This is a genomic window from Grimontia sp. THUN1695 (assembly GCF_059704325.2).
This window is the reverse complement of sequence record NZ_AP046576.1, coordinates 579,670-598,855: the sequence shown is the minus strand read 5'-3', so window position 1 is coordinate 598,855 and position 19,186 is coordinate 579,670. Positions and strand designations below refer to the sequence as shown.

Genomic DNA, 19,186 nt, shown 5'->3' with positions numbered 1-19,186 from the left:
AAAGGAGTTTGCCATGGCGGCATCCCTCGTATTGTTCAGTTCTTTTTTCGGTCTTTTGCTGATTGGCGCACCCATCGTGATCGCCCTTGGTGGCTCTGCCATGCTGGTGTACCTGCTTTCTGGCGACGATTACGTATCGCTGGTGCAAACCGCATGGAATGCTGTCGATTCTTTTCCCATTATGGCGCTGCCCGCGTTTATTCTTTCCGGCGCGTTGATGCAGGCGTCTGGCATTTCCCGCCGTTTGGTGCATATTGCCGAACTGATGGCGGGCCCTATGGCTGGGGGACTGGGTTTTTCGGCCATTCTCGCCAGTATGTTCTTTGGTGCGATTTCTGGCTCGGGGCCCGCAACCACAGCTGCTGTTGGTATGTTGATGATCCCTGCGCTTGCTGACAAAGGCTACAACAAAGGCTATGCCGCCGCACTGACAGCGTCCTCGGGCGGTCTGGGCGTGGTGATACCGCCCAGTATTCCGATGGTGATCTATGGCGTTACGGCCAGTGAGTCAATCGGTTCACTGTTTATCGCAGGCGTGATCCCCGGCATTATGCTGGCGGGCGGCCTGATGGTGGTGAACTATATCATCAGCAAGAAAAACGGCTATGTCGGTGTTGAAAGCCATGAACCCGGCGAGCTGAAAGCGGCGTGCATTGATGGCATCTGGGCGATTCTGGCACCTATCGTGATCCTTGGCGGGATTTATTCAGGCCTGTTTACCCCGACAGAAGCCGCAGTGGTGTCCGTCTTTTACACTCTGCTGGTGGGTAAGTTTATCTATAAAGAACTGACGCTGGATGGGCTTAAGGAGTCACTCAGTTCCACCACCTGGCTGACCGGACGTGTCCTTATCATTATGTTCGCCGCGACTGCCTTTGGCCGTATTCTGGTGGAAAACGACACTCCGATCATGATTGCCAATGCCATGTTGGCGATGACAGACAATCTCGCCCTGATTTGGCTGGTGGTGATCCTGTTTCTGATCCTGATTGGCATGTTTATGGAAACACTGGCTACCATCATGATTGTCACGCCTGTGCTGTTGCCGGTGATGGTGCAGTTTGGTGTTGATCCAATCCATTTTGGTGTGGTGCTGGTATGTTGCTGCGAAATTGGATTCTCAACGCCGCCGTTGGGTGAAAACATGTTTATCAGTTCGAGTATCGCCAAGGTCACGATAGAGGAAATTTCCGTGAAAGCCCTGCCGTTTGTGCTGGTGGAAATACTGGTGGTGTTCCTGATGAGTTACTTCCCACAAACTGTGCTTTGGTTACCAAACTTAATAGGGTATTAGCGAATGAGTCAGAAGGAATTGACGGTCGGCATTCTCGGTGGGATGGGGCCGGAAGCAACGGTGGATTTGATGCAGCGGGTCATTGCTGCCACCCCAGCAAACGATGATGTTGACCATATCCGTATGCTGGTGGACAACGATCCTAAAGTGCCTTCGCGCATCAAAGCCCTGATTGAAGGAACGGGCGAAAGTCCCGGCCCGTACATGGCGAAAATGGCACAGGGATTGGCAAAGGGCGGGGCAGATTTTCTGGTGATACCATGCAATACCGCCCATAAGTTTTATCCGGATGTGGAAAAGGCGGTGGCGGTGCCTGTCCTGAACCTTCTGGAGCTGGCTGCCGATACCATTTATCAGCGTCACCCTGACGTTAAAAAAGTGGGACTGTTGGCATCAACGGCAGTGCAGATGACACAGCTTTATTCCCCGGCAATGGAAGGCTTTGGGATAACACCGGTGTTTCCTGAATACATCTTTCAGCAAAAGGTAATGGCGCTGATTAAAGCGGTAAAAGCGAAGACGCAAACGGATGAAATGATTGCTGATTTCAATGATGCTGCGGTCAATCTCAAGGAGCAAGGGGCAGGGTGTTTGTTGATTGCCTGCACAGAGCTTTCGGTCATTTCAGATAAACTGACATCGACGCTTCCGGTTTTTGATGCGGCGCAGATCCTGGCTGAAGCAGTTGTTGAGAGGGTAAAAGGAAAAGCATAACGTCTGATCTTGATGTCAGGCTGTTACGATCAGAATGAGACGGTTGTGATCAGAAGTGGTAAGAAACCGCTGCACCCACCAGCCATTGGTTGGCACTGTCCACAATGGGAGAATCTGCCGACTCATCACCTATCCGTGTGTACTGGGCTGATTGAGTTAGGTTCCATCTTTGATTGATAGGGTAGATAAGCTTGTAACCAAGATCATATGAGATGCTGCTGCTGCCGCTATATTTTGGTCGATTAACCCGGGCCTCATAGGGTTGAACGCCAAAATAGTAATCGATAAAGTCTTTACTCTGGAATGTCACGCCCGCGTAGGGAACCAGATCAGCAATGCCAACAGACAACATATGAAAATATTCCACGCCAGCCAGATAGCCTTGGTAGGTGCCGGAGATATCATGTTGGAAATAGGTCGATACCACGCCGTCATTCAAATGAAAATCTGCGTTAAGGCCCAGATCCACACTCAAGTGCCTGTCATCCATCCCTTTTAGAAAGTCTGAAGTGCTATGATCATAGCTGATGCCTGCACTTGTTAGGTATGCGCCGAGATTGATGGTTTCATTGGTTGTCTTGTAGAAACGGTAGTTTATGCCGCTGAAATCAATATTAATATCTTCACCGTGATAACCAAAATTAATAAATGGCACAACTGAGTGTTTTTGCTCTTTGTATAAATCATTGGTTATCGCCGCGCCCGCTTCTGCAATCCAAGAGTTTTGTTTGGTGTAAATATTGCCGTTCAGAATATAGGTTTCTCCCGCCGCCTGAACAGCCGGGGCCGTGGCAAATGTAGAAAGTAATATTGCAGTCTTTTTCATGGATTCTGTCCTTGGTTGGCGGTGAGTGATGGTATTTTGCATGCATATCAAAATTCGGGCCGCAATCAATATGGTGCAAAGACGGGACTGCCGGAAAGCCTAGACTCTTTCAAACCCTCCACTTGGAATAGTGTGTCGCTATTTTCCGGTGGTTAACAGTACCGAGGATAAGAATCCGGACGAATAGAGGCATTTTTTCCCCTGCAAACTCTTTCTAATTTCTGACTTTTTCGCTTTCTTTCTATCCACATGTTTATATTCAGGACAGGATTGTGTTAAATAAATGTTTCTGTGTTGGTGGGGTTTAGAATGCCAGAAAGCCTTCAGTGCCGGGAATCAAAAATGCTACGAAGGAGTGATGAAAAAGCTCCTCATACTAATGCGATCGCTTCGAGGATCTCTTTTATGAAAGAAAATGGACAATCTACATCAATCAAGATCATCGGGGTGCCCGTTGATTTGGGTGCATCACGCAGAGGAACAGATGGGGGCGTTTCTGCTGTCCGTATTGCAAGACTGGGAGAGAAACTGAAAAAATTAGGTTACCGAATCGCAGATGAGGTGGATGTGGCGGTGCCTTCCAGAGCGTCCAGATCGACAGAAACCGAAGGAAACATGCGCTTTCGACGCGAAATCCTTCAGGTTTGTCGCGAGTTGGCGGTGGCGACAAGGGATGCGCTTCAACAAGGCCATATCCCTATGGTCGTGGGCGGGGATCACTCCCTTGCGATTGGCTCTGTTTCAGGTATTGCCGATTATTATCAGCAACAAAACCAACAACTGGGACTGGTTTGGTTTGATGCCCATGCAGATATGAACATTCCCGGAATTTCTCCTTCAGGCAATATCCATGGCATGCCACTTTCTCACTTGCTGGGATACGGCGACCAAGATTTCACCAGTATTCTGAGTGCAACCCCAAAAATTCGACCTGAAAACGTAGCGCTGGTGGGGGTCAGGGACATCGATGAAAAAGAGAAAGCGCTGATTAAACAATCGGGCGTGAAAGTCTATAGCATGCGTGACATTGATGAGCTGGGTATGAGCAAGGTGGCGGATGAAGTGATCGACATTGTGACCAAAAACACAGTGGGCTTTCATGTCAGCTTTGATGTGGATGGATGTGATCCTGATGTTATGCCGGGCTCTGGGACATTGGTACCCGGTGGTGTGACGTATCGTGAAGCGCACCTGTTACTGGAAAAATGTGCCGAAACCAAACTGATGACATCGATGGATTTGGTCGAACTCAATCCCTTTTTGGACAAAGGCAATATCTCCGCTGAACGGGCGGTGTCTCTTGTGCTGAGTGCCTTTGGGCAGAGTGTTATTTGATCGTTCATTTTGCTTAATTTATTAAGGCAATACCAGCAGTGCGGTCATCCACGTTTTCAACATATCAACCTACTTTCGTCATGTCTTTTTAGTGTGATAGCGATTGGGAAAGTATGCCTCCTCAAAGGGATGTGCGGCGATCACACAAATAAGTCGATATTTAAGGCCAATTTCAGGCAAAATCCTTGTACTAACACATTGAGAAAATGGTATGAGGGACATCTAATGAAAGTGCTGGTCACCGGCGGAATGGGCTATATCGGCAGTCACACCTGTGTGCAGATGATTGAAGCAGGTATGACGCCGGTTATTGTTGACAACCTCTGCAATGCCAGCGAAGAAGTGCTGAATCGCATTTATTCGCTGACGGGCGTGAAGCCCGTTTTTTACCAAGGCGACGTGAGAGACGAAATGTTCCTGGATCGTGTGTTCGAACAAGAACCGATCGACGCTGTGATCCATTTTGCGGGTTTGAAAGCGGTAGGGGAGTCAGTCGAAAAGCCAATCGAATACTACGACAACAATGTGAATGGCACTCTTGTGCTTGTGCGTGCCATGCAGCGCGCGAAGGTGTCTACTTTGGTATTCAGTTCTTCCGCAACGGTTTATGGCGATCCGGATACGGTACCCATCACCGAGCAAAGCCCGGTCGGGGGAACAACCAATCCTTATGGCACCAGCAAATATATGGTTGAGCGTTGCCTGGCTGATCTGGTCACCGCATCGCCTGAATGGAGTATTACACTGCTTCGTTATTTCAATCCGGTTGGGGCGCACCCATCAGGTACCATGGGGGAAGACCCTAAAGGTATCCCAAACAACCTGATGCCATTTATTGCGCAAGTCGCTGTGGGACGACGCGAACAGCTTTCTGTGTTTGGTAACGATTACCCTACACCGGATGGCACGGGCGTGCGTGATTATATTCATGTGATGGATTTGGCTGATGGCCACATTGCCGCGTTGAAAGCCGTTGGCGATAAACAGGGATTGCATGTTTTCAACCTCGGCACTGGCAAAGGCTCAAGTGTGCTGGAAATGGTGAAAGCATTTGGTGAAGCATGCGGGAAAGAGATTCCGTATCAAATCTGTCCACGCAGGCCGGGTGATATTGCTGAATGTTGGGCGAGCACAGAAAAAGCAGAAAAAGAGCTTGGCTGGAAAGCGACACGTACCGTGGCCGAAATGGCCGCAGATACATGGCGTTGGCAGCGGGAGAATCCAAGCGGATACTGACTGTTAATGACCGCGGCATGGGCGTGCCGCGGTACTTTCCTTAAAGGTACTTTCAACATGGCTGCATTATTGCGAGCGGAAATGCAGCCGCAGCCAGACAGGTCAGTCGGTGTAGCGAGAGATGGCGTCGAGATACATATCTAACAGCGCTTGATCATTCACTTTCACCGCTACATTCTGTGGCGGATAGTCCGCCCAGTCATCGGTTTTGTGTTTCGTATCCTGGTACTTTTGCAAGGTCAGCCCTTCAGCTGGCCCTTCGCACACAACGCGGATCGGACCTTTGCGCAGTTCAAATAAACTGGGATTGATCACATAAGCAATGGCGGAAGGATCGTGTACATAACAGCCACTTATATTTAAGCGCTGCTTATAAAAATCAAGATAAAAGCGGCTGATATTCCAGATAAACTCACCGACATCACCACAGGTATCGCGCAATGTATCGATGTAATCGAGAGAGAAAAGGCACTCTTCGGTCACATCCAGACCGATCACTGTTACGGGCCAATGAGCAGTCAATACAATATCGGCTGCGTGTGGGTCATCATGAATATTGGCTTCGGCATACGGGGTCACGTTTCCGATGTGGCCATGAGTACCAAACGCCCCACCCATGATCACCACTTCTTTCACCAGCCCGGTAATTTCCGGTGCGTGTTCCAGTGCCAGTGCCAGGTTGGTGAGGGGGCCAACAGCAACCAGGGTGATGTCACCTGGCGATGCTTTTATGGTGTCTATGATGTATTGATAAGCGGGACGGGGATCGGTGGTAATGGTCGGTGCATCAATGACAACATCACCAAAGCCATTCTCGCCATGTACAGCAGAGCTGGCGTCTACCGGTGGCCGTTTCAGTGGTTTGTCGGCCCCTTTGGCGACATCGCACTGAAAGCCAAAACGTTGTTTTAGGTACAGGGCATTGCGGGTGCTGGTGTCGATGTCGGCGTTCCCGTAAACCGTTGTCAGGCCAACTAAATCAATCTCTGGGCTGGCCTCGGCAAACAGGATAGCCATTGCATCATCAATCCCTGGGTCGGTATCAAGAATTATCTTTTTTGTCATCGTTCAATTTTTCAGTCTTGAGCAGCGTTAGGGCTCAATTATAAGTACTGACTCATTTAGTAGTGAGCGCTTGATTGCGATTAATTGATTTTGTCATCATTATTTCGGTTTTTGGTGACCGCGTGATGTAGGCTCAGGCACCTATTCAGGGGAGCAGGTCGCAGAACGCTGGAAAAAGGCGAGGGCGAGTTAGAAGTGTGCCGCACAAAAAAACGAGATCTTGTCGATCACACTTTTTTTGTGTCATAAATAATGCGCATCTCAATAGCACTATGCGTTGGGTGTTTTTAACTATCAGCTATCCACTGCCTTTTGTTTGCTGATAACTCCTTTGCCATGGCGATATTGCCCAGTTGCGCAAAGGAGGTTTCGTCGAAATTTGGCGAGCACCCGCCTGAACACTTTCTCCCTACGAATACAGGTTCAGCGCGGGTGGTTTCTTTTTCCTGTCTTAATCGCTCATACCGTGTATTTTTGGATTTGCGATTTCATATCGTCGGACAATGTCTGCAATGAGGTTGCCGCGAGCCGGCTCTGTTCTGCACCTGTCGCCGTTTGATCTGAGATACTGCTAATGACTGTAATGTTCTTATTGATCTCTTCCGTGACGGAACTTTGTTGTTCAGCTGCTGTTGCAATTTGGGTATTCATGGCGCTGATTTCATCCACGCTCTGTAATATTCGGGTCAGCGCTTCGCCTGCTTCCTGGGCCATTTTCACTGTTTCCTGCGCTTGTTCATTTCCTTTCTCCATCCGTGACATTGCATCCCGGCTGCCATCCTGAAGCTGCTGGATTGTACGTTGTATTTCGATGGTAGAGGATTGGGTACGTTGTGCCAGTGAGCGTACCTCGTCAGCCACGACGGCAAAACCGCGGCCTTGGTCGCCAGCACGCGCCGCTTCAATCGCCGCGTTTAGTGCTAGCAGGTTAGTTTGCTCTGAGATGTCCTGAATAGTGTCTACCACACTGCCGATGGCGTCGGTGTGTTTTTGCAGTGCCTGCATCGAGTTCACGGTGATGTCGAGATCCTGTGACAAGTGCTCAATCATTTCGATGCTCTTGAGCACAACCTGTTGCCCTTCTGATGCAGCAGCATCCGCTTGTTGTGATGCAGTGGCCGCAGAAGCGGTGTTATTGGCTACTTCATGCACGGTAGCAGTGAACTGGTGAATGGCTGCGGCAATCATCTGGGTTTGCGCCTGTTGGTCCAGCACGTTTTTTTGCGTCTGGTTGGTGACAACGGCACTTTCTGACGCAGAGTTGGCAATTTGCCCTGTGGAATCCAGGGTAGCCTTCACTACCGCCTGGAAGTTGTGTACCAATCGGTTCACATATTCGGCAATACGGGCGAATTCATCCTTACCATCGAGATCAACCCGACGGGTCAGGTCTCCCCGGGTGATTGATTCAGAAGTTGATTCCAGCTCTGAGATCGCTTTGTTCATGCGGAGGATGATTTTAGAGAACAGCGCGCCAAGCGCGATGAGAGACAAGACGATAGTGCTGCTGACAACCCAGAGAAAGTGGTTGACAGTGGACAGCGCTGCTTGGTGATTTTCCCGCCCATCTTGGATTTGCAACTTGAGGAATGCTTCTGCTTCGGTGGATATATCGCTAAAAAGTGGGTTAATCGTATTGAGCAAAATAAGGTTGGCGGCCTCAAACTGACCGGCTTTCAGCGCATTGACTGTGGGAGTAAAGCCTTTGTTTGTAATATTGTCCAATACCTCGACCATTCGGCCTACTGCCCGGCGTTCCACATCGCTCAGTTCGGAAGATAGGATTTCTTTATCAACAATGTAGTGCAGACGATCCAATGACTCATTGACTTGTGCATAGTGAAAGTCAATGGGGTGATTGTGGAGAGTTGCAAACTTCGTGGCAGGATCGTGCTGCATGGCAAGCAGTAAATGGCTACGCGCATCGCCTAATTTATCCAGAATATTGCCAGCACGAATGGCGTGTTGCATGCCCTGAGAATAAAGATCATTCAGCGAGTCTGCGGCTGAATTCATACCGGATATGCCCTTATAGCCGATAAAACAAAGTGTCAGTGCAACCAGTACGACGATCGCTTTTAATTGGTAGGTGACAGAGTAAACGCGGGCTAAAAACCCAGCCTCATTCCTTTTTATGGTCATGGTGGCATCCCTTGAACAGTTTGATATGCAACCAGTATAGAAACGGACTGAGAAAGGAGTCTTAAAGTAAATTGACCTGGATCAATGTGTTGGAATTGTTATACCGAGGCTTATGAGATCTGCCGTATTGGTCACATCAACAGCCCCGTCATGTCAGGAAACTTTGCAGTGCCTTGGTTGTTTAATGACGTAAGGACATTAGTGTATCCCCATATATAGGGATAAGTATCACAGACGTATTAACCTGTGTTTTCCGGCCAAGAAGGATGCACATGGCAAGGTAAAAGAAAAGAGAAAATAAATTGAAAAAACAAATTGTTAACATTGTGGTTGGTATGCTAAGTGTCGCCTTGTTACTGGGGGCATATGCAATACCTGTGACGGAAAAGCAAGATGCTGCGATGATCAAACACACCTATGACAGCAATCTTGCCGAACTTTCTGCTTACCAGCTGGGACACTATGGCCTTCGTATGTATCGCCAAACGCAGGATGAAAAATACAAAGCCGCTGTTTGGACTGACCTGGCCCGCGTAGCCAGTCGGTTGAATGAATATGCAGAAAAGATTGAAACGCCAGAGGATGTGCTTGAGATGGGAAAAGCGCAGCTCAGGTTTTATGGTTCCGGCGATTCAGAACGAGATGCGCTTCGTCATGCAGCTGCCCTCGGACGGGAAGAATATCTGGTGCTGGGGGCCGGGCTTATCAGCAGCATGGCGCGGGCAAACGAGTATGGCGTGGAGCACGTCAAAGATGAAAAGCTCCGTGAAATCCTCAGTTGGTATGATTTTGAATCTTATGTTACGGATCCCCAAATGATCCGTGCGTGGGCGGCGCAGCTGGCCAATCAGGTTTACTGGCTCAAACAACTGGGCGAGAAAGATCATACAGCTGCATTCGAAAAGGCGTTCAAAGCCACGTATCCGGACAGCAAAGATGCATTGCTGTCTACCCAGCAGTACAACAATAAACTGTATGGAATGACGCATATCATTCTGGCAGCCTCGGAATACTACAGAAAGCCCGTCAAAGAGACAGACTTCCAGTGGATTTATGATTATTTCCGCGACAACTTCGAGACTATTGCGGCACGTTCCAAAGAAGATGTGATAGCGGAAATTGGCATTACTTTTCTGTTAGCCGGATTGGATGATGATCCTGTGGTAGCGAGAAGCCAGACAATCATCCAGCAAGTGATTGATCGTGAAAAAGGCATGGTGCCGTCGGTCTCTGGCAGCACCGATCTGGCAAAAGGTGAACACCGTAATGTGCTTGCTATCATGTTGCTGGACTGGAAAGGGGCCAATGCAGTGCCGATGGTAGGGCAGGAAAGCGGTGTGGTTTCCAACTTGCCTTGGGGGCTGGAAGCCGAGTAATAAACTGTAGATGAAAAATAGCCAAAGGGTCAGGATGCCGATGAGCCTTCGGGGATGTGAGGGAGAGACTCAACAGATAAATCAATATCTTATGTAGTTGTCGTGAATCTTTATAGGTGATGTTGCATGAATGGTACATGTCATGATGGGGAGCAAATTATCCTTTAGTTATGCCATAGGCTTTGGGCTTCAATCCTGTTGGAAAGGAGGACGTTATGAAAAGTGCCAAAGAGTTTGCGGCCTGGTTAATGGATCGCTTTGACACACATTCGAACATTTGGCTCACGAGGCGTGACATTACTGAGATAACCGGCAGACAAGCACTGCGAAGCGAATTTATTCACGATGTTCACTGCGAACTGATAAATTTCAGCCGCGGACTGATTGCTGACATTAAAAACGATCGCTATTACATGGTTTCTCTTTGTGGTACGTATTGGAAAGAGGTTGGCGATATTTACGCTGATACTGACAAGTGTGTCGACCCTTTTCCTATCGATGGTCATGCATCCGTGATCCGGACGCTGAATATACCCAAAACAACCTGAAGATGCAGGATTCAGGTTGTTTGATGAGTAATACCGACAGTGTTCTACTGCCATTGTGAGTCTTTTACTTTGGCCTGCTTTGCAGGCTTTATTGTCGCTGTAAGAGGGAGAACATGAGAGCCGTGATACTCGTCAATTTCTGCGAGGGCTGCAGGTTGCCCAGTCGTTTCTGTCAGCTATGGCTATATCTATGGGGTAGATATCCGCTGTTCTACACTTGGCGTGGTGTTGAATTCGCTGGCAGATTTTCCCCCATACCTTCAAGGTGAAAACACAAAACCGGCAAAGTCAGGCCGGAGGCAAGAAAAATCATCGTTGTAATCTGCACAGGCAAGACGCTGAAATGCGCTTTTCTTCTTTTTTATGTCATGAGCGTGCTATGTCATGAGCGAAGATACCGCCCCTCTTATCACGGTCTCAACGTCACTTTCTTTTCCAAAACGATGTCACCAGACCTTTACGACGTTCCTATGAAAACGGATGGCCTGAGCGAGTCCCTGCATTGTATTGCGTCCCCCTCTGTGAAGGCCACTCTGTAAATGTGACGCAGTATTGAGCCTGCCAGTTTTTGAAAGCAATCTATACTTGTCTAAAAAGATGGACAAATTGTTGATGAAATTAACAGTTGCTTTTATTGCTATTGCACTGCTGGTTGTGGGTATTGTTTCATTGGAGACAGGAAAAATGGCTGCCCCGTCTCCAGCGTTGCGTATCGCGACATCTAACACACCATTATCTGCTCCTCTCATTATCGCCCAGGAAAAAGGTTACTTTGTCGGTCAAGGGTTGAACATTAAACTTATCCTGGCCCATGGTGGGGTGAACTGCATGAATATGCTGCTACGGGGAGATGCCGATTTGGCGACAACATCAGATTCAGTCGCGATGTTTTCTCGGTTTGAAAGAGAGGACTTCGGGGTGCTTGCAAGTTTTGCTGAATCGGATAATGACATCAAAATCATGTCGTTGGCACAGCGACAATCCCTCCCCCTTTCCGCCGTTGAAAACAGCCGGGTTGGTGTTGTAGAAAGCAGCGCGAGTGAGTTTTTTGTGGATGCGTACTTGAAAATGGAGGGACTCGATACTCAATATGTTGAGAAGGTGGCGTATCAGCCCCAACAATTGGGTAATGCCTTGTTCAACCAGAAGGTTGACTATATTTCAGTTTGGGAGCCTTACGGTTATACCTTATCCCGTGATTATCCTGGACGAGTGTTTCACTTCGATACTCAAGGAATCAACAACCTGCATTTTTTGCTGGTTCACCGTAACGATGATCAGGGGAACATAACAATCCCCAGCAAAACGATAGATAACCTTGTTGATGCCCTAGATTTGGCTAATCAGTTTATACACCGTGAACCCGAACGGGCCCGAGAGATTGTGGCTGGCTTCCTCAACTTGCCTAATGAGCAACTCACGGCGCTCTGGCCTGATTATACATTCAGGCTCTCTCTCAGTGATGCAATGTACCTGAGCCTGAGTATGCAGGCTAACTGGGCCATTGCGTCCGGCAAAGTGTCAAAGGATGTGATGCCCGATTACCGGGGGTTGTTTGTTCATTCGCCGCTGCTTCCTTCAGCGTCGTTGCTCCAGTCGTCACCGTAAGGGCTTCTGAATGACATTAAATCGACTTCTCTCTGTTCTGGTTATCTCCAGCCTTGTGCTTTCTGCCACGATTTTGGTGCTGCAGGTTTATCAAAGCCGCGCCCAGAATGAAGCCAGGGGCCAGTTGAATAGCATTATGAACGTGCAAACCTCGATTGATGTTTTACGCAGCCGGCTATGGTTGTTGCAGCAACAAGGTGATGAAACCTCGCTGACTGAAGGCCGACGGGCCAGCCAGCAACTTCGCAACACGCTAGAAGCAAACACGCTTTCGGATGTATCACAAGGTGCTGTGCCTAATTTACGCCACATGCAAAAAGCCGTTGACCGCTTACTGATGTTGGCGGAGAACAATCTTTCGCAATCTGAACACCCATCATCAGATCCGAGCCATCGTCTGATCGCTTCCCGCCTGAATATGATCCTGCTCTCGATGTCTGAAGAGGTTTTAGTTTTGCACCAGCGGGTTCAGGCGCATGTAAACGAAATACAGGCGCAGTTAACCATATGGGCTGGCGTGGTGATGGTGCTGCTTTCTTTAAGTCTGGTTTTTTTGATGTTGCTTTTCAGGCATCGCCTGCAAGGGGGACTGAATACGCTGATTGCCGGTATTCGAAAAGTTCAGCAAGGGGCATTGGATGGTGAGGTGAAAGCCAAATATGACGATGAACTGCAAATCATTGCCGGAGAGCTTTCCGACATGAAGCTGAAACTGAGCGAAACCATGGTGTCGCGTGATGCATTGCAGCGGGAAGTTGATGAACAGACCCGGCAATTGAAAGCGCAGCATGACGAATTGAGGCGCGTTGCCAATACTGATGGTCTGACAGGCTTATTGAACCGCCGGGCGTTTGAATCTCAGGTGACCCTGGCGATGACACGGGCTGAAGTATCTGGGAATCACGCTGCATTGCTGTTTATCGATCTCAATGACTTTAAAGCGGTGAATGACACCTTTGGCCACGAAGCCGGAGATTTGCTGTTGAATGCGGTGGCTGACAGACTGAGACAGGTGGTACGGGCGACGGATCTTGTTGCCAGGTTGGGTGGTGATGAGTTTATAGTCTGGCTGAATCTGCTGGGTGACAACGGCAATGTGGATACAGCCGTGTCACGGATCCGGGCCATTATCGATAGCCCAATCCTGTTTCATGGGGAGCCTATTTCTATCAAGCTCAGTGTCGGTGTGGCACTGTTTCCTGAACACGGCAGGAAACTGGATGAACTGATGAAAAAAGCGGATGAAGCTATGTACAAGGCAAAAAAAGAAAAATACAGCAATACGTTGACGTTCAATATCTTCCAGGAAGTTTGAGGATGACGTTTCAGTCCAACACCAGCGACTGGCGCCAGCTTAAGCCTGCCAGCGCAGCAGCATTCCCCACGCTGCATGGTTAGAAAAGTATCGTTGGGGTATGGTGATAAAAGCCAAACTTTGTCATGCGATCGGGTCTATCCTACTCCGGTGTCACTGAGCCAGCATAAAGATCAGGATTTTCGCACTGTCTTAGGTTGGTCGAATCAAACTGTTATGAGGGACACATAACGTGGGATGTGGATGGTAGCTGTGAAGAAAAAGTCGCATCAAAATGTGCAGAAATGTGTCTAAAAAGCTATTAGAGAAAACTTATCTAATAACACGGTGTTCTACATGTTTCTTTAAGCGACAACGCCTGCTATACTCCCCGCCCTGATATAAGCCAGTAATTGTTTATAGAGACGAACAATGACAGATCTAACTAAATACAGAAACATCGGTATTTTTGCTCACGTTGACGCGGGTAAGACTACCTCTACCGAGCGTATCCTGAAGCTGACCGGTAAAATCCACAAAATCGGCGACACTCACGACGGTTCAACAACGACTGACTTCATGGAGCAGGAAGCTGAGCGTGGTATTACCATCCAGTCAGCAGCAACGACCTGTTTCTGGAAGGATCACCGCCTGAACATCATCGACACCCCTGGACACGTTGACTTCACGATCGAAGTTTATCGTTCTCTTAAAGTACTGGACGGCGGTATCGGTGTATTCTGTGGTTCTGGTGGCGTTGAACCTCAGTCTGAGACCAACTGGCGCTACGCAGACGAATCTCGCGTATCTCGTCTGATCTTCGTAAACAAACTGGACCGTATGGGTGCAGACTTCTATCGCGTTTGTGAGCAAGTGAAGAACGTGCTGGGCGCGACACCATTGATAATGACTCTGCCAATCGGTATTGAAGAAGATTTTGTTGGTGTTGTTGATATCCTGAACCGTCAAGCGTACGTTTGGGATGACTCAGGTCTGCCAGAAAACTACGAAATCAAAGATGTTCCAGCAGACATGGTAGAAAAAGTTGAAGAATACCGTGAAATGCTGATCGAAACTGCGGTTGAGCAGGATGACGACCTGATGATGGCATACATGGAAGGTGAAGAGCCTTCTGTTGAAGACATCAAGCGTTGTATCCGTAAAGGTACCCGCGACCTGGCATTCTTCCCAACCTACTGTGGTTCTGCGTACAAAAACAAAGGTATGCAACTGGTTCTAGATGGCGTTGTTGACTATCTGCCTGCGCCAACTGAAGTTGATCCTCAGCCTCTGACTAACCCAGAGACTGGTGAACCAACAGGTGAAGTGGCAACGGTTTCTCCAGACGAACCTCTGCGCGCGCTGGCGTTCAAGATCATGGACGACCGTTTCGGTGCACTGACCTTCATCCGTATCTACTCAGGTAAGATGAAGAAAGGTGACACTGTTCTGAACAGTGCAACCGGTAAAACTGAGCGTATCGGCCGTATGGTTGAGATGCACGCAAACGACCGTACCGAGATCGACTCTGCACAAGCAGGTGACATCATCGCGGTTGTGGGCATGAAGAACGTTCAGACTGGTCACACCCTGTGTGATCCTAAGAATGAATGTACGCTGGAACCAATGATCTTCCCAGATCCAGTAATCTCTATCGCTGTTACGCCTAAAGACAAAGGCGCATCTGAGAAACTGGGTGTTGCACTGGGTAAAATGGTTGCAGAAGATCCATCTTTCCAAGTGGAAACTGACGAAGATTCTGGCGAAACCATCCTGAAAGGTATGGGTGAGCTGCACCTGGATATCAAAGTTGACATCCTGAAGCGTACTCACGGTGTTGAGCTGACTGTTGGTGCTCCGCAGGTTGCTTACCGCGAAACAATTACTCAGGCAGTTGAAGACAGTTACACGCACAAGAAACAGTCTGGTGGTTCTGGTCAGTTTGGTAAGATCGATTACCGCATCAAGCCAGGTGAACCAGGTTCAGGCTTCAAGTTCTCTTCTACTGTTGTTGGTGGTAACGTTCCTAAGGAATTCTGGCCAGCAATAGAGAAAGGCTTCGCTGGCATGATGGAAAGCGGTGTTCTGGCTGGCTTCCCAACGCTGGATGTTGAAATTGAGCTGTTTGATGGTGCGTTCCACGCTGTTGACTCATCAGCAATCGCATTTGAAATCGCAGCGAAAGGTGCGTTCCGTCAATCTATGCCTAAAGCGGGTCCACAACTTCTTGAGCCAATCATGAAAGTTGACGTGTTCACACCAGAAGATCATGTAGGTGACGTAATTGGTGACCTGAACCGTCGTCGTGGTATGATCAAAGACCAGCAAGCAGGCGTAACAGGTGTTCGCATCAAGGGTGACGTACCACTGTCTGAAATGTTCGGTTACATCGGTACCCTGCGTACGATGACTTCTGGTCGTGGTCAGTTCTCTATGGAGTTCTCACACTACGCACCTTGCCCAGCAAACGTTGCTGAGAAAGTTATCGCAGAAGTTAAAGAACGTAACGCTAAGAAGTAATTCTTAAGACGTTAAAGAGAAAACCCCGCGTGCGAGAGCCTGCGGGGTTTTTTGTTGAATGAATGATTGGAATGAGTCATTACTTTTGGGGCGTTGGTTGTGTGGCCAGTGTTGCCAGAGACGCCAGGGTCTTTTCCACTTTCTTGATTTCGAAATCGCACTTGTCCAGTCTATGGTGTTCTGCTACGTCGGCGGGATTATTGTACTCCAGCCAGACATTTCTTTCGTCATCTTCCCAGATAAGGGCTTTATGTGGCAGTTCAATCTTCGTTGTTTGGCTGCATGAGATTAACGGCGTTCCCTGTTTGGGATAATCGAAAATCACCATTTCGGCGAGGTGAAAGTCTTTGCCTTTTTCCTGCATCTTCTCACCATGATCAATGCGGCTAATGACATTCAAACCCTGTACTCTTACTGCTGCTATAAGGCGGTTTGCGGTGGTTCGTACATCATATTGGCTTTGTACTTGAACTATTTCTTCCTGTGCTGTTGAAAACTGGCTAATGATGGCAGTAATGAGCGCGAAAAATCGGATGTTCAATCTCATAGTTGAATCCTTGTTACGATTATCTGAACGATAAACTGTCAACCCCTGGTCAAACGGATGCTGCTAAATTCACGCCTGATTGGGCTGCAAGAAGACGCCTAACCACAATGTATTGAGTGAAATGGGGCCGCATGCCGACACATAAAAGATTAGCAAATTGTCTTAGACGACACTGAAATTCACTAAATCATTCGTGCGACTGCGTATTCCGATTTACTTGAACAGCCATTCCGGTTTTATTTGAACACCTCAGATCAACGCATCGTTGGCTAACCGATTTTTAACTTAAGTGTTCAAGTGGCGTCAACGGTCGCCAGTATTTTCCTCATTGACTCTCCTTTCAGTTTTATCCGGTGTGCATTGTGCATCAGGCGATCGAGGATGGCATCGGCCAACGTGTTATCACCGATGGATTGATACCATTGGTCGGTGGGGAGTTGGCTGATGAGGAGGGTTGAGCTACTGCCATGGCGGTCATCCATGATCTCCATCAGGTCGTTGCGCTGCGCGGCTTTTAGCGGTTCTAGTCCCCAGTCGTCCAGGATGAGCAGGTTGAGTTTAGCCAGGCTTTTCAGCTTCTTGCTGTAAGTGCCATCGGCTTTGGCCTGGGTGAGTTCCATGAGCAGACGACTCACCCGGTAGTATTTCACCGTGTAGCCTTTCAGGCAGGCGGTGTTAGCAAGCGCACAGGCGATATAGGTTTTCCCGGTGCCGCATGGCCCGGTCAGTAACAGGTTTTGCTGCCGCTGTAGCCAGTCGCATTGAAGCAACCCTGTCATGACACTTTTTTGCAGGCCGCGCGGGTGCTGATAATCGATGTCCTGGGCGGTTGCCGCAAGTTTTAGTTGGGCCTGTCTGAGCAGGCGCTGTTGTTTACGGTTATCCCGTTCATGGATTTCCTGGTCGGCCAGCAGTTGCAGCCGCTCAGCGAAGCAGAGGTCCTGATACTGGCCCGGTTGTTCGAGTTGCTGGCTCAATGCTTTTGCCATGCCACTCAGTTTGAGTTGGTGCAGTTGGGAGAGTGTGGTGTTTACCATGGGTTTTCTCCTTAATGGAAGCTCTGTGGGCCACGGATATTTTCGTGGTGCTGAGGGAGTGTCAGTGTTTCCTGGCTGGATTCACTGATGAGCTTGTCCTGATTACTGTTTAAGATGTCTTTGAGCTGTTGCAGGCGATAGAGCTGATGTTGATTAGCCAGTTTACAGGCGGTATTGAGCCGCTGCGGTGGATACTGGCTGGCTAATCGCAATGCGCCCAGACAGACGCGGAACGCCTGCTGTGGATGCGGTTTGCGTTTAAGCTGCGCTTTTACCCAGACAAGCACGTCATCGCCGATGTCCTTCGCCCAGTTCATCAGACTGCCCTCACTGACTTTGTGGTAATGCTGGTGCTGTACAGGCATGTGCTGCGGTGTAGTGGTAAACCCGTAGCGGTCATTACGGGGGTGGCTGGCAACGCATTTACCCTGGAAGTAGATTTGCACTAAGCGCGGCTTCGCGTGAAGCTCAACCCGCTCACCAACCAGTTGATGCGGTACTGAGTAAAGATGGCTCTCATACTGCACATGGTAATCAATGTTCACTTTAGCCTGGCGGATGTCAGTGTATTCATAGGCATGACACGGTAGCGGTTTTAAGGCGGGTTTATCCAGTTCGTCGAACCACTGCTGACGGGTTCCAGCCATTTGTTTGAAGGGCTTACTGTTTACTTCTATCAGTAACGCGCTGATGCACTGATTCAGCTCATACAGTGAGAAGAAAGTGTGATGGCGAAGCCGGGCTAATATCCAGCGCTCAATGATTTGTACACCCACTTCGGCCTTGGCTTTATCCTTCGGCTTATACGGTCTGGCCGGCACGATGGCCGTATCATAGTGAGCCGCCAGTTGCTGATAGGCCGGGTTGATATCTGGGTCGCTTTTACAGGCTTTGGTGACGGCACTTTTTAAGTTGTCCGGCACCACCATAGTGGGGACGCCACCGAGATAGTCAAAGGCCCGAACGTGGCTGCCCAGCCAGTCTTGTATACCTTGCGTCCAGGTCGCTTCGGCGAAGTAATAGCTGCTCGCTCCCATGGCCGCCACGAAGATTTGGGCGTGCCGGATCTCGCCAGTCTGTGGATTCACAACAGGCATGGTTTGCCCTGCGTAATCGACGAACAAGACGTCACCTGCCCGGTGATGCTGACGCATGGAGCGGCGCTGTTTCTTCAGCCAGTGCAGATAGCGGTCGCAGAACTGGGAATAACTGTAACAGCGGTTGGGGTATTGCTGAGTGTATTCCTCCCACAACAGCAGCTTCGTCACGCCCTTACGGCTTAGTTGCTTACGTAAGTCTGCCCAATCCGGCTCTTGGAATCGCTTGGCATGGCGGGTATCGGCTTGCGGATAAAAGCAGCGGGCCAACTGCGCATCATCCAGTTCACCCGGCAGTGGCCAGGATAAGTTCATGCTCTTGGCTTTGCTGAGCAGTGTTTGAATACTACCGACACTGACTTTGGTGCTGCGGTGGATCTCTCGGATACTCAATCCTGCCGAGAAATGCAGCCTTAAAACCTCTCTGATTTTACGCATTGTGATCCTTTTCAAACCTACCCCTCACTCGCCAACGAAAAGTCAGTGGTTAAGTTATCAAATTAATTGTTATTTCAATGCGTTGAGAAAATTCCGGTGTACTTGAACA

The 19,186-nt window shown here is 49.0% G+C and carries 15 protein-coding genes; 9 read left to right on the top strand and 6 right to left on the bottom strand.

The genetic code is table 11. From position 1 onward, the window contains the following. Window positions 1-13: 13 nt before the first annotated feature. Together AC6IB1_RS02810 and cuyB are read left to right on the top strand one after the other, a co-directional pair. Window positions 14-1,294 (top strand): TRAP transporter large permease, encoded by a 1,281-nt coding sequence (locus tag AC6IB1_RS02810; RefSeq protein WP_497566262.1) that lies wholly within the window; start codon window positions 14-16, stop codon window positions 1,292-1,294. A 3-nt stretch (window positions 1,295-1,297) separates the two neighbouring features. Further along, a complete protein-coding gene (gene cuyB, locus AC6IB1_RS02805) occupies window positions 1,298-2,008 on the top strand; it encodes a cysteate racemase (RefSeq protein WP_497566261.1) in 711 nt (236 codons plus the stop codon). 49 nt (window positions 2,009-2,057) lie between these two features. On the opposite strand, the gene ompV is transcribed toward cuyB, so the two are convergent. Further along, entirely contained in the window at window positions 2,058-2,834 is a 777-nt protein-coding gene (ompV, locus tag AC6IB1_RS02800; RefSeq protein WP_497566260.1) for an outer membrane protein OmpV, read from the bottom strand. A 405-nt stretch (window positions 2,835-3,239) separates the two neighbouring features. Between ompV and rocF the strand changes: the two genes are divergently transcribed. Both rocF and galE read left to right on the top strand, forming a co-directional pair. Next, window positions 3,240-4,169: an arginase gene (gene rocF, locus AC6IB1_RS02795; RefSeq protein WP_497566259.1), complete on the top strand. Its 930-nt coding sequence runs from the start codon at window positions 3,240-3,242 to the stop codon at window positions 4,167-4,169. Between the two features lie 225 nt (window positions 4,170-4,394). Next, window positions 4,395-5,405: a UDP-glucose 4-epimerase GalE gene (gene galE / locus AC6IB1_RS02790; RefSeq protein ID WP_497566258.1), complete on the top strand. Its 1,011-nt coding sequence runs from the start codon at window positions 4,395-4,397 to the stop codon at window positions 5,403-5,405. A gap of 102 nt (window positions 5,406-5,507) precedes the next feature. Here the strand turns inward: galE and AC6IB1_RS02785 are convergent, their stop codons facing one another. Continuing rightward, on the bottom strand, window positions 5,508-6,470 hold the full coding sequence (locus tag AC6IB1_RS02785; RefSeq protein ID WP_497566257.1) for a nucleoside hydrolase: 963 nt from the start codon (window positions 6,468-6,470) through the stop codon (window positions 5,508-5,510). 459 nt (window positions 6,471-6,929) lie between these two features. Continuing rightward, window positions 6,930-8,612, bottom strand: coding sequence for a methyl-accepting chemotaxis protein (locus tag AC6IB1_RS02780; protein ID WP_497566256.1), 1,683 nt, complete (start codon window positions 8,610-8,612; stop codon window positions 6,930-6,932). Window positions 8,613-8,947: 335 nt separating this feature from the next. On the opposite strand from AC6IB1_RS02780, the gene AC6IB1_RS02775 reads away from it, so the two are divergent. The 5 genes from AC6IB1_RS02775 (at window position 8,948) to fusA (ending at window position 15,958) form a co-directional block, all read left to right on the top strand. After that, window positions 8,948-9,988, top strand: a complete 1,041-nt coding sequence (locus AC6IB1_RS02775) for a DUF3541 domain-containing protein (RefSeq protein ID WP_497566691.1) — start codon at window positions 8,948-8,950, stop codon at window positions 9,986-9,988. A 215-nt stretch (window positions 9,989-10,203) separates the two neighbouring features. After that, window positions 10,204-10,536, top strand: a complete 333-nt coding sequence (locus AC6IB1_RS02770) for a hypothetical protein (protein ID WP_005504786.1) — start codon at window positions 10,204-10,206, stop codon at window positions 10,534-10,536. 612 nt (window positions 10,537-11,148) lie between these two features. Further along, on the top strand, window positions 11,149-12,144 hold the full coding sequence (locus AC6IB1_RS02765) for an ABC transporter substrate-binding protein (protein ID WP_497566255.1): 996 nt from the start codon (window positions 11,149-11,151) through the stop codon (window positions 12,142-12,144). A gap of 10 nt (window positions 12,145-12,154) precedes the next feature. Then, window positions 12,155-13,459: a diguanylate cyclase domain-containing protein gene (locus AC6IB1_RS02760; protein WP_497566254.1), complete on the top strand. Its 1,305-nt coding sequence runs from the start codon at window positions 12,155-12,157 to the stop codon at window positions 13,457-13,459. Window positions 13,460-13,870: 411 nt separating this feature from the next. Continuing rightward, entirely contained in the window at window positions 13,871-15,958 is a 2,088-nt protein-coding gene (fusA, locus tag AC6IB1_RS02755) for an elongation factor G (RefSeq protein WP_005504794.1), read from the top strand. A 79-nt stretch (window positions 15,959-16,037) separates the two neighbouring features. Here fusA and AC6IB1_RS02750 read toward each other — a convergent pair whose 3' ends face one another. The 3 genes from AC6IB1_RS02750 to istA form a co-directional block, all read right to left on the bottom strand. After that, the gene (locus AC6IB1_RS02750) at window positions 16,038-16,505 is read right to left on the bottom strand and encodes a DUF302 domain-containing protein (RefSeq protein ID WP_497566253.1); all 468 of its coding nucleotides are present in this window, start codon (window positions 16,503-16,505) and stop codon (window positions 16,038-16,040) included. Window positions 16,506-16,798: 293 nt separating this feature from the next. Then, the gene (gene istB / locus AC6IB1_RS02745) at window positions 16,799-17,542 is read right to left on the bottom strand and encodes an IS21-like element helper ATPase IstB (protein WP_497566252.1); all 744 of its coding nucleotides are present in this window, start codon (window positions 17,540-17,542) and stop codon (window positions 16,799-16,801) included. Window positions 17,543-17,553: 11 nt separating this feature from the next. Beyond that, entirely contained in the window at window positions 17,554-19,077 is a 1,524-nt protein-coding gene (gene istA / locus AC6IB1_RS02740; RefSeq protein ID WP_497566251.1) for an IS21 family transposase, read from the bottom strand. Window positions 19,078-19,186 lie beyond the last annotated feature (109 nt).